Source organism: Stenotrophomonas sp. STEN029 (assembly GCF_056760015.1).
On the sequence record NZ_JBRREC010000123.1, the window covers coordinates 1 to 11,401 of the forward strand.

Genomic DNA, 11,401 nt, shown 5'->3' on the forward strand with positions numbered 1-11,401 from the left:
GGCCCCCGGGGGGGGGGGTGGGGGGGGCGGGGGGGGGCCCCCCCCCCGCCCCCGGGTAACCCCCCCCCCCCCCGCGACAAGGGGATCCAGTTGTCTTCCAGATGATCGGTCACCGATCCCGGGTGCGCTGCGCTTACCCGGGCTACGTTCGGAGCGCCTTGCGCTTGCTCAGCGCTCCGCAGCGGGATTCTCTGTAATTGGCTGGCGCAGTGGATCGCTGCTGCCGGCTGACGCGCACTGGCCGTTGACGCAACTACAGCCCTGGATCTCGGCGAATCCACAGACACTCATCATGCCCTTGGCCTGGCAGCTGGCCTGCACCCCGGCCGGATCGGTGGGGCTGTTGACGTTGACGCAGGCCGGGTAATAGCCGCAGCAGTTGCCGACGTTCTTCACAGTGCAATCGGCGTCGACCTTGCAGCTGCTGTCGACCACGACGGGCGTGGCAGCAGGCTTGGCAGGTGTTGATTGTTCGCCGGCCGGGACCGGCGCGGGCGTTTGCGAGGTGACCGGCGCAGTGGCAGCCGGTGAGCTGCAGGCGGTGACGGCGAGCAGCAGGCAGAGCAGCAGTGACAGACGGAACATGGGTGGAATCCTGTTCTGGGCACGCGGCCATGGTAGCCGCGGCCCATGTGAGCAGGGGGTTACCGGGCTGTCAGCCGGCAACCCCGCCCATCCTGATCAGGCCGACCAGGTATCGCGCAGGGTCACGCTGCGGTTGAACACCGGCTTGGCCGGGGTGTGGTCGCGGCGGTCGGCGACGAAGTAGCCGGTGCGCTCGAACTGGTAGCTCTGTTCCGGTGCGGCCAGGGCCGCGGCCGGTTCGACGTAGCCGGTGACGACCTTGCGCGATTCCGGGTTCAGGTAATCGCGGTAGGTCTTGCCGTCGGATTCATCGTCCGGGTTGGCCACCGAGAACAGGCGGTCGTACAGGCGCACTTCGGCTTCCACCGCGTGCTGGGCGCTGACCCAGTGGATGGTGCCCTTGATCTTGCGGTTGGCGCCTTCCATGCCCGGGCGCGATTCCGGGTCCAGCCAGCCGCGCAGCTCGACGATCTCGCCGGCCTCGTTCTTGATCACTTCATCGACGCGGGCGATGCCGGCGCCACGCAGGCGCACTTCGCCGCCCGGGACCAGACGCTTCCAACCCTTCGGCGGCACTTCGGCGAAGTCTTCGCGCTCGATCCACAGCTCACGCGAGAACGGCACGTCGCGGCTGCCGAAGCTTTCGTCCTTTGGGTGGTTGCTGAAGCTCAGTGATTCCTCGTGGCCTTCCGGCAGATTGGTCAGCACCAGCTTGAGCGGGTCGATCACCGCCATGCGGCGTGCGGCGGCGCTGTCCAGGTCTTCGCGCAGGGCGCCTTCCAGCACGCTGAAATCGATCAGCGAGTTCTGCTTGGAAATACCCACACGCTCGGCGAACAGGCGCATCGCTGCCGGGGTGTAACCACGACGGCGCAGGCCCTGCAGGGTCGGCATGCGCGGGTCTTCCCAGCCATCGACCAGGTTTTCGGTGACCAGCGCCATCAGCTTGCGCTTGCTCATCACCGTGTAGTTGATGTTCAGGCGCGAGAACTCGATCTGGCGCGGCTTGGCGGCTTCGCGCGGCAGGCCCTTGTCGACCAGCGGCTGGGTCAAGGCGTTGTCGTGGGCGTAGTCGACGTTGTCCACGCACCAGTCGTACAGCGGGCGGTGGTCTTCGAATTCCAGCGTGCACAGCGAGTGGGTGATGCCTTCCAGCGAGTCGCCCAGTGCATGCGCGAAGTCGTACATCGGGTAGATCGGCCAGGCATTGCCGGTGTTCTGGTGCTCGACGTGCTTGATGCGGTAGATCGCCGGGTCGCGCAGGTTGATGTTGCCGCTGGCCATGTCGATCTTGGCGCGCACGGTGCGGGCGCCATCGGCGAACTCGCCGGCGCGCATGCGCGCGAACAGGTCCAGGTTTTCCTCGACGCTGCGCTCGCGGTACGGCGAGGGGCGGCCCGGCTCGGTCAGCGAGCCGCGGTAGGCGCGCACTTCCTCGGCCGACAGGTCGCAGACATAGGCCTTGCCGTCGCGGATCAGCTTCTGCGCGGCCAGGTAATAGGCCTCGAAGTAGTCCGAGGCGTGGCGCAGCTCGTTCCACTCGAAGCCCAGCCAGCGCACGTCGTCCTGGATGGCCTGCACGTATTCCGGGTCTTCCTTGGCCGGGTTGGTGTCGTCGAAGCGCAGGTTGCAGACGCCGCCGAACTCGCCGGCGATGCCGAAGTTCAGGCAGATCGACTTGGCATGGCCGATGTGCAGGTAGCCATTGGGCTCGGGCGGGAAGCGGGTCTTGATGGCCGTGTGCTTGCCGCTGGACAGGTCCTCACGGACGATCTGACGGATGAAGTCCCTTTTTTCTGATGCCAAGGCATCAGTGGCGCGCTTTTCGGGGGCGTTTTCCGGCGTGGCAGCGGCAGGCGTGTTCTCGGACATGGGGGACGCAGCGTATTGAAGTAAACCGCAAGTTTAGCCGAGCCGGGCTGTGGTTGCCGGGACAGGGCTATGCTGGGCCATCCCACCGTATGGATTCGTACTGATGGACCGCCCCGTTCTGGTGATAGGCAACAAGAACTACTCGTCCTGGTCGCTGCGCCCATGGCTGCTGCTGCGCCATTTCGGGGTGGAGTTCGACGAGGTGCGGCTGGTCCTGGATACGCCGGGTTTTGCCAGCGAAGTGCTGCAGCATTCGCCCACCGGCAAGGTGCCGGCATTGCGTGATGGCGGGCTGCAGGTCTGGGATTCGCTGGCCATCTGCGAGTACGCCGACGAGCGCTGGCTGGGCGGACGTGGCTGGCCGGCCGACCTGGCCCAGCGCGCCGTGGCCCGGGCTGCTGCAGCGGAGATGCATTCAGGTTTCACCGGATTGCGCAGCCAGCTGCCGATGAACAGCCGCCGCCAGCCCGATGGCTACCGCTGGGACGCCGCTGCCCAAGCCGACATCAACCGTATCCGTGCGCTGTGGAGCGAGCTGCGCCGGCAGTATGGCGCGGGTGGGGACTTCCTGTTTGGTCAGTTCGGCATCGTCGATGCGATGTTCGCGCCGGTGGCGGTACGCTTCGACGGCTATGGCGTGGTCGCGGAAGGCGTTGCCGGCGAGTACCTGCAGGCACTGTTGGCGCTGCCGGCGCTGCGCGAGTGGCGCCAGGCCGGTGCTGTGGAAAGCGAGCACGTCGCCGCCACTGATGACCTGCGCCAGCCGGTTTGAACGGAGAATCCCATGCAGCTGATCTACCAGAGCAACAACCTGTTCGATGCGCATCTGGTCAAGCATGCGCTGGAGGATGCCGGCATCCCGGCCTTCGTGTTCGGTGAGTCCCTGCTGGGCGCGGGCGGCGAGCTGCCCTTGTTTGGCCTGCTGCGGGTCTGCGTGCCGGATTCGGCCAAGCCCGAGGCCGAGGACATCGTCGCCGCGCTGGGCTTGGACGATGGCCCCGCCGACCCCATCTTGGATGACGATGAAGCGCCGGGATTCCTCCCGGCCTGAGGAGCTGACATGTTGGGAATCGGCCAGGGAATACTGGGTATCGGCGCATTCAAGCAGCGCCTGCCGCGTCCGGAAGAAGCACTGCCGGGGCGGGACACGCCACTGCCGCTGCACAACCAGCATTTCGTCAACGGCCAGCCGCTGCAGGCCGATTTTGACGGGCTGCAGGTGCTGGACGTGGGCCTGGGCTGTTTCTGGGGCGCCGAGCGCAAGTTCTGGCAGCTGCCGGGTGTGGTGACCACGGCGGTGGGCTACCAGGGCGGTGTTACCCCGAACCCTACGTATGAAGAAGCCTGTTCCGGCCTTACCGGCCACACCGAAGTGGTGCGGGTGGTGTTTGACCCGGCCCAGGTGACGCTGGAAGCCGTGCTGCGCACCTTCTGGGAAAACCACGATCCCACCCAGGGCATGCGCCAGGGCAATGACACCGGCACCCAGTACCGCTCGGCGATCTACTGCCACACGCAGGAACAGTACGACGCGGCGATTGCCAGCCGTGCTGCCTACCAGCAGCAGCTGACTGCTTCTGGTTTCGGCGAGATCACCACCGAGATCCTGTTTCCGGCACCGCCGTTCTATTACGCCGAGGATTACCACCAGCAGTATCTGGCGAAGAATCCGAATGGCTATTGCGGCATCGGCGGCACTGGCGTGAGCTGCCCGATTGGTCTGGATGTCTGAACCATGAGTGCCACACCGCGCCGTTTATTGGTGGTGTGGCACAGCTTCACCGGCGCTACTGCGGCGATGGTTGACGCGTTGCTGCAGGGGGCACGCGAGAGTACCGGTGACGCGGTGCAGGTGATTGCCTTGCGCGCTGCAGATGCGGGTGCAGACGATGTGCTTGCCGCCGATGCGGTGGTGTTCGCCACGCCGGAGACATTGGCCTCGATGTGCGGGGCGATGAAGGATTTCTTTGATCGCAGCTATTACCCGCTGTTGGGGCGCTGCGAGGGCAAGCCGTATGCACTGCTGGTGTGTGCAGGCTCGGATGGTCAGCCGACGATTGCGCAGTTGCGCAGGGTGGCGTTGGGTTTGCGTTTGAAAGAAGTCGCAGAGCCGGTGCTGGTGTGTACGCAGGCACAGACGGCGGAGGCGATTGTTGCTGGGAAGAAGCTGCCCGAATCGCAGTTGGCGCGAGGCCGCGAGCTGGGCGCACTGCTCGCAGCAGGGCTGGAGCTCGGCGTGTTCTAGTTTTTAAAGCCCCTCTCCCTGTGGGAGAGGGGTTGGGGTGAGGGTAAGGGGCGAAGCCTCTTGTGGGCTGATATTGCCAGGCTTCGCACTTACCCTCATCCGGCCTTCGGCCAACTTCTCCCGGTGGGAGAAGGGAGTGGCCAGGTTTTGCTTTGGCTGTCAGCCGCCCAACTCATCCAAAATCCGCTGACGCAAAGTCTGCAGATCCTTCGCAAACGCCTCAATACCGGTAGCCAACTTCTCGGTAGCCATCGGATCGGCCGCCATGTCCGCATCGAACTTCGCTTCATCAATCGCAGCGACGTTCACCGCTTCGGCAGCACCAGCCACCAGCTTGCGCGGCAGCGCACCGAAGTCAGCATCCAGCTTCTCCAGCAGGTCCGGCGAGATCGTCAGGCGATCACAGCCAGCCAGCGCTTCAATCTGCGCGGTCGAACGGAACGAGGCACCCATCACCACTGTGTTGGAACCGCGACGCTTGAACTCGGCAAACACACCACGCACGAACACCACGCCCGGGTCTTCGTCGATGTTGGCCGGGGCCTGGCCGTTGGCCACGTACCAATCGAGGATGCGGCCAACAAACGGCGAGATCAGGAAGGATCCGGCTTCCGAGCAGGCCAGGGCCTGGGTCGGGTTGAAGATCAGGGTAAGGTTGCAGTCGATGCCTTCGGCCTGCAGCACGCGCGCGGCCTGCACGCCGGCCCAGGTCGCGGCGATCTTGATCAGCACCTTGCTGCGCGGCACGCCGGCCGCTTCGTACATGGCGATGAACTCGCGTGCCTTGGCAATCGTGGCCTCGGTGTTATGCGCCTGGTCGGCATCCACCTCGGTGGACACGCGGCCCGGCACCAATTCGGCCAGCATGGTGCCGACGCCGACCGTCAAACGATCAACCACGGCATTGGCGATGGCCTGCTTGTCACCGGATTGGGCGCGGCCCCACTGCAGCTCGCGCTCGATCAGGCCGGCATAGACCGGCAGGTCGAGGGCTTTCTTCACCAGCGTCGGGTTGGTGGTGCAGTCGACCGGACGCAGGCGCTTGATGGCATCGTAATCACCGGTATCGGCGACGACGACGGACAGTTCGCGCAGCTGGGCGAGCTTGGAGGGGGCCTGGGACATCATGGTTTCCTGTTGCAGGTGCGGCGCAGTGCGCTCAGCGGTGGAAATCGCCAGCCGCTTCGGGCTGGTAGTGAACGGCGGTGACGCGCAGGCGCAGCTTGCGGCCGCCCGGTGCGGTCCAGTCGATGGTCTGGCCAACCGACAAGCCCAGCAGGGCGCTGCCGACCGGTGCCAGCACGGACACGCGGCCCTTGTCGAAGTCCGCTTCGTGCGGATAGACCAGGGTCAGGGAATGTTTTTCGTTGTGCAGTTCGTCTTCGCAGTCCACACGGGAGTGCATGGTGACGATGCCTTCGGGGATTTCTTCCGGCGGCAGCACCTGCGCGCGCTCAAGTTCCTGCGCAAGGGCAACAGCGGCCGGGTGCCGGCTCAGCGCCGGGGAGTCCAGCAGGGCCTCAAGGCGGGCCATGTCACGGGTGGAAACAACGATGGATGGTGGCAGACCGCTTTGGCTGGTCATGGGAATTCCTTATCTGATTGAAGAGCAAGCAAAAGGCGACGCTTTGTCGGCGCCGCCCGGATTTCGATTGTGCTGGTGAAGCGGGCCGTCGGCGGCCCTGTGAAGATCATGGGGCCGGTGCGGCCCGGATGCAATGTGGAGGAGGGTGGTATTCAGGTTTTGGGGGGCTGCGGAGAGCACCCCCTCCCCAGCCCTCCCCTCCGCCTGCGGCGCAAGGGAGGGAGTCAAGCCTTGCCCCCTCCCTTGCACGCAGCGTAGGGGAGGGCCAGGGAGGGGTAAGCCTTTAAGCTTGAACCCGCGCCGGTTCAGCCGGCGCCTCCAACAATCCCGCCGGCAGCTGTTTGAACAACTGCGAGAACTGCTCCAGGAACGCGCCCATCGCCGAGCTGCGGCGCCAGACCATGCCGATCCTGCGGTTCGGTTGCGGATTGCCCGCAAACGGGATCAACCGCACGTTCTCCGAACGCGCCACCGGCGGCTTCACCGCCAGCATCGGCAGCAGGGTGACACCCACATTCGCCGCCACCATCTGCCGCAGGGTTTCCAGGCTGGTGGCCTGGAACTCGGATTTCTCAAGCGCGCCGGCCATATGGCAGACATCCAGCGCCTGATCGCGCAGGCAATGGCCGTCCTGCAGCAGCAGCAGGCGCTGGTCGGACAGGTCATCCAGCGTCAGCGAGGGATGGTTGGTCAGCGGATGGCCTTCCGGTGCGGCCAGCACGAAGGGTTCCTCGAACAGGAATTCGGTGTGCAACTGCTCGTCGGCGATTGGCAGGGCCAGTAGTGCGGCATCGAGCTGGCCGTTGCGCAGCTGCGCCAGCAACACATCGCTCTTTTCCTCGACCAGCAGCATCTCCAGCTGCGGGAAGCGCTGGCGGATTGCAGGTACCACGTGCGGCAGCAGATACGGGCCGAGGGTCGGGAAGATTCCCAAACGCACGGTGCCGGCTTCCGGGTCACGGGCGCGGCGTGCGGCTTCCTTCATCTGTTCCACTTCGGCCACGATGCTGCGCGCCCGCGCGGCGGCCTCGCGGCCGGCCGGGGTCAGCATCACCTTGCGCGGCGCGCGCTCCACCAGCGGCACGCCCAGCTCTTCTTCCAGCTTCTTGATCTGGGTGGACAGGGTGGGCTGGCTGACGAAGCTGGCCGCAGCGGCACGGCCGAAGTGTTTGTGCTCGGCCAGCGCCACCAGGTATTTCAGGTCACGAAGGTTCATGTCGGGCTCCCGGCTATCACCTTCTCCCTTCGGGAGAAGGTGCCCCGAAGGGGCGGATGAGGGTTGGCGAAGTCCACGGATTTCGTGGGAGCAATGGGTTTCACCCTTACCCTCACCCCAACCCCTCTCCCGGTGGGAGAGGGGCTTTGAGCATCAGGCGGTTGCTGCCTCTACCGCTGCAGGCTGCAGTACCGGCGTACGGATCAGATGATCGAAGGCACTGAGTGCGGCGGTCGAGCCGGCGCCCATCGCGATGATGATCTGCTTGTACGGCACCGTGGTGCAGTCGCCGGCCGCAAACACGCCCGGCACATTGGTCTGGCCGCGATCATCGATGATGATCTCGCCGCGACCGCTGAGCTCCACCGTGCCACGCAGCCACTCGGTGTTCGGCAGCAGGCCGATCTGCACGAAGATGCCTTCCAGCTCGACCCGGTGCGAATCGCCGCCGACGCGGTCGGTATAGACCAGGCCGTTGACCTTCTGGCCGTCGCCCAGCACTTCGGTGGTCTGTGCGTTGAGCACCACCTTCACGTTGGGCAGGCTGTTGAGCTTGGCCTGCAGCACCTGGTCGGCACGCAGCTTGCTGTCGAACTCGAACACGGTGACGTGGCTGACGATGCCGGCCAGATCGATGGCTGCTTCCACGCCGGAGTTGCCGCCGCCGATCACCGCCACGCGCTTGCCCTTGAACAACGGACCGTCACAGTGCGGGCAGTAGGCCACGCCCTTGTTGCGGTACTCGTCCTCGCCCGGCACGTTCATCTGCCGCCAGCGGGCGCCGGTGGACAGGATCACCGTCTTGGACTTCAGCGAAGCACCGTTCTCCAACTGCACCTCGACCAGCCCATCGGCACCGGCCGGCACCAGCTTGGCCGCGCGCTGCAGGTTCATGATGTCCACCTCGTACTCACGTACGTGGGCTTCCAGCGCAGCGGCCAGCTTCGGGCCTTCAGTGTGCTGCACCGAGATGAAGTTCTCGATCGCCATGGTGTCCAGCACCTGGCCGCCGAAACGCTCGGCAGCCACACCGGTGCGGATGCCCTTGCGTGCGGCATAGATCGCCGCCGCCGCACCGGCCGGGCCACCGCCCACCACCAGCACGTCGAATGCATCCTTGGCCTTGATCTTCTCGGCCTCGCGGGCAACCGCGCCGGTGTCGAGCTTGGCGACGATCTGCTCCAGGCTCATGCGGCCGGAGTCGAACATCTCGCCACCCTGGAACACCATCGGCACTGCCATCACCTGGCGCTGTTCCACTTCCTGCTGGAACGTACCGCCCTCGATCACCGTGGTGCTGATCTTCGGGTTCAGGATCGCCATCAGCGCCATCGCCTGCACCACGTCCGGGCAGTTGTGGCAGGTCAGCGACATGTAGACGTCGAAGCTGTACTCGCCGTCGATCGCGGTGATGCTGTCGATGACGTCCTGCGCGACCTTCGGCGGATGGCCGCCGGTCCACAGCAGGGCGAGCACCAGCGATTCGAATTCGTGGCCCAGCGGAAGGCCGGCGAAACGCACGCCGTGGTTCTGGCCTTCGCGGACGATCATGAAGGAAGGCTTGCGCGCATCGTCGCCGGATGTGTCCAGCGTGATCTTGCCGCCGCCGGCCGCGACGATATCGTCAAGCAGGCCGCGCATGTCCTGGCTGGCGCTGCTGTCGTCGAGCGAGGCGATCAGGCGCAGTGGCTGGCGCAGCAGGCCCATGTACTGCTGCAGCTGGGTCTTGAGGCTGTCGTCGAGCACGGTCAACTCCTTCGTTGAGGCAAAGCGGGGGAGTGACGCCCCTGCATGAAGCGGGGCGCCAGTAAAAAGTAGGGGTGAACCGCAGCGGGCTGCGTGGCGTGCGGGCGTGGTGCTGGCTGGCATCAACACGCTGCGGTTCACCCCCACGCCCGCCGCGAGGGCGGGGTGGGAGTGCCATGACGATGAACCTTGTATCTGGTTCATCACCACCGGCTGACTGGGACTTAGATCTTGCCGACCAGGTCCAGCGACGGGGTCAGGGTCTTTTCGCCCTCCTTCCACTTGGCCGGGCACACTTCGTTCGGGTGTGCGGCGGTGAACTGGGCAGCCTTCAGCTTGCGCAGGGTTTCGGACACGTCACGGGCGATCTCGTTGGAGTGGATTTCCGAGGTCTTGATCACGCCTTCCGGGTTGATCACGAAGGTGCCACGCAGGGCCAGGCCTTCTTCCGCAATGTGCACGCCGAAGGCGTTGGTCAGCTGGTGGGTCGGGTCGCCGACCAGCGGGAACTTGGCCTTGCCCACGGCCGGTGAGGTTTCGTGCCACACCTTGTGCGAGAAGTGGGTATCGGTGGTCACGATGTAGACCTCGGCACCGGCCTTCTGGAACTCGGCATAGTTGTCAGCGGCGTCTTCGATCTCGGTCGGGCAGTTGAAGGTGAAGGCTGCCGGCATGAAGATCAGGACCGACCACTTGCCCTTCAGCGATTCGTCGGTGACTTCAATGAACTTGCCGTTGTGGAACGCATTGACCTTGAACGGCTGGACCTGGGTGTTGATAAGGGACATGAAGTTTCCTCTTGGGTGTAGGGCGGGGTGAATCGTTGGAGCAAAGACTAATAGGCAGAAACTAATAAAACAAATGAATTGGATGCATCGTATCAATAGATAAAGTCTATCAATTGATGCTCCGGAACTGCCTCAAGGCCTGATATCGGGTGCTTTGCGGGCTTTCCAAGCCATCCGGGGCCAAGCTGAACGGCGTGGCATAGACAGGATTAATCCCAAGGCAAGGATCATGGCGGTAGGCAGGGACGGGTGCGCTGACTATCCTCGCCCTCCTGAACGAACCCGCGAAGAGGTAATGCAGTGTCCACGTTGAAGGTTGCCGAGCTGTTGCGGGAGGCCGCTGCACGCCTGCCGGGTGAAGATGCCCGCCATGAGGCCGAGCAGTTGCTGATCCACGTGCTGGGCGTGGAGCGGGCCTGGTTGTTCTCACATGCCACCGACGAGGTGGATGCCGACGCGGTGGAGCGCTTCGAGGTGCTGCTGGCGCGCCGTGCCGAGGGCCATCCGCTGGCCTATCTGACCGGCCGTCGCGGCTTCTGGACCCTGGACCTGCAGGTCAACACGGCGACCCTCATTCCGCGTCCGGAAACCGAGCTGCTGGTCGAGCAGGCGCTGGCACGGTTGCCGGCCGACGACATGGTGCGGGTGGCCGACATGGGCACCGGCAGTGGCGCGGTCGCCTTGTCGATCGCCAGCGAGCGGCCTTTGGCCACGGTGATGGCGACCGATGTGCTGGGCCCGACCCTGGCGATGGCGGTGAAGAACGCACAGGCGCACGGTCTGGAAAATGTGTGGTTCCGGCGTGGGCATTGGTATACGGCGCTGGGTGCGGATCGCTTCGACATGATCGTCAGCAACCCGCCGTATATCGCCGCAGGTGATCCACATCTGGTGCAGGGGGACCTGCGTTTCGAGCCGCCGCCGGCCCTGGCCTCGGGTCCGGATGGTCTGGATGCGATCCGCGAGATCATTGCCGGCGCGCATGAGCATCTGGTGCCCGGTGGTTGGTTGCTGCTGGAGCACGGCTGGGATCAGGGCGAGGCGATCCGCGCGCTGCTGGAACAAGCCGGGTTTGCGGAGGCGCAGACGGTGCAGGACCTGGAGCAGCGTGATCGGGTGACTCTGGGTCGTTGGCCTGGTTGAGGTTGTTGCTGTCGCTGCTGTCGCTGCTGTTGTTGCTGTTTCTGTTGCTGCTGCTCTTGCTCTTGCTCCTGCTCCTGCTCTCGCCGTTGCTGCCGTTGTCGGCTCTCGCTTCTGCTTTGGCTCGTCATTCCCGCGAAGGCGGGAATCGCTCTGGCTCTGGCTCTGGGCTCTGGGCTCTGGCTCTTGCTCCCAAATCAAATGCAGAAGCAAAAGCAAAGACC

Annotated in this window: 13 protein-coding genes; 6 read left to right on the forward strand and 7 right to left on the reverse strand. The window is 64.9% G+C overall.

Going from position 1 to position 11,401, the window contains the following annotated elements; all coding sequences use genetic code 11:
- Window positions 1–168: 168 nt before the first annotated feature.
- Both ACVOLI_RS19080 and ACVOLI_RS19085 read right to left on the reverse strand, forming a co-directional pair.
- Complete coding sequence (locus tag ACVOLI_RS19080; RefSeq protein WP_481615580.1) at window positions 169–585, reverse strand: hypothetical protein; 417 nt, start codon at window positions 583–585, stop codon at window positions 169–171.
- Window positions 586–681: 96 nt separating this feature from the next.
- Window positions 682–2,457, reverse strand: coding sequence for a glutamine--tRNA ligase/YqeY domain fusion protein (locus ACVOLI_RS19085; protein ID WP_296247126.1), 1,776 nt, complete (start codon window positions 2,455–2,457; stop codon window positions 682–684).
- A 103-nt stretch (window positions 2,458–2,560) separates the two neighbouring features.
- On the opposite strand from ACVOLI_RS19085, the gene ACVOLI_RS19090 reads away from it, so the two are divergent.
- Genes ACVOLI_RS19090 through ACVOLI_RS19105 form a run of 4 tightly spaced genes read left to right on the forward strand, consistent with a single transcriptional unit; the run spans window position 2,561 to window position 4,702 of the window.
- Window positions 2,561–3,229, forward strand: a complete 669-nt coding sequence (locus ACVOLI_RS19090; RefSeq protein WP_481615581.1) for a glutathione S-transferase family protein — start codon at window positions 2,561–2,563, stop codon at window positions 3,227–3,229.
- A gap of 12 nt (window positions 3,230–3,241) precedes the next feature.
- Window positions 3,242–3,508: a putative signal transducing protein gene (locus ACVOLI_RS19095; protein ID WP_282272434.1), complete on the forward strand. Its 267-nt coding sequence runs from the start codon at window positions 3,242–3,244 to the stop codon at window positions 3,506–3,508.
- 30 nt (window positions 3,509–3,538) lie between these two features.
- Window positions 3,539–4,189 (forward strand): peptide-methionine (S)-S-oxide reductase MsrA, encoded by a 651-nt coding sequence (gene msrA / locus ACVOLI_RS19100; protein ID WP_481615589.1) that lies wholly within the window; start codon window positions 3,539–3,541, stop codon window positions 4,187–4,189.
- 3 nt (window positions 4,190–4,192) lie between these two features.
- Window positions 4,193–4,702 carry a flavodoxin family protein gene (locus tag ACVOLI_RS19105; RefSeq protein WP_481615582.1) on the forward strand — a complete coding sequence of 170 codons (510 nt, stop codon included), beginning with the start codon at window positions 4,193–4,195 and terminating at the stop codon, window positions 4,700–4,702.
- Between the two features lie 159 nt (window positions 4,703–4,861).
- Here the strand turns inward: ACVOLI_RS19105 and ACVOLI_RS19110 are convergent, their stop codons facing one another.
- From ACVOLI_RS19110 to ahpC, 5 genes are all read right to left on the reverse strand, one after another.
- Window positions 4,862–5,830, reverse strand: a complete 969-nt coding sequence (locus ACVOLI_RS19110) for a transaldolase (RefSeq protein WP_481615583.1) — start codon at window positions 5,828–5,830, stop codon at window positions 4,862–4,864.
- 31 nt (window positions 5,831–5,861) lie between these two features.
- On the reverse strand, window positions 5,862–6,287 hold the full coding sequence (gene rnk, locus ACVOLI_RS19115; protein ID WP_481615584.1) for a nucleoside diphosphate kinase regulator: 426 nt from the start codon (window positions 6,285–6,287) through the stop codon (window positions 5,862–5,864).
- Between the two features lie 283 nt (window positions 6,288–6,570).
- Window positions 6,571–7,503 carry a LysR substrate-binding domain-containing protein gene (locus tag ACVOLI_RS19120; RefSeq protein WP_481615585.1) on the reverse strand — a complete coding sequence of 311 codons (933 nt, stop codon included), beginning with the start codon at window positions 7,501–7,503 and terminating at the stop codon, window positions 6,571–6,573.
- A 153-nt stretch (window positions 7,504–7,656) separates the two neighbouring features.
- Window positions 7,657–9,249, reverse strand: coding sequence for an alkyl hydroperoxide reductase subunit F (ahpF, locus tag ACVOLI_RS19125; protein ID WP_481615586.1), 1,593 nt, complete (start codon window positions 9,247–9,249; stop codon window positions 7,657–7,659).
- A 224-nt stretch (window positions 9,250–9,473) separates the two neighbouring features.
- Entirely contained in the window at window positions 9,474–10,037 is a 564-nt protein-coding gene (gene ahpC / locus ACVOLI_RS19130) for an alkyl hydroperoxide reductase subunit C (RefSeq protein ID WP_282267071.1), read from the reverse strand.
- 300 nt (window positions 10,038–10,337) lie between these two features.
- Between ahpC and prmC the strand changes: the two genes are divergently transcribed.
- Window positions 10,338–11,180: a peptide chain release factor N(5)-glutamine methyltransferase gene (gene prmC / locus ACVOLI_RS19135; protein WP_481615587.1), complete on the forward strand. Its 843-nt coding sequence runs from the start codon at window positions 10,338–10,340 to the stop codon at window positions 11,178–11,180.
- Window positions 11,181–11,185: 5 nt separating this feature from the next.
- Window positions 11,186–11,401, forward strand: a 216-nt coding sequence (locus ACVOLI_RS19140) for a hypothetical protein (protein WP_481615588.1), incomplete at its 3' end; no start/stop codon positions are given.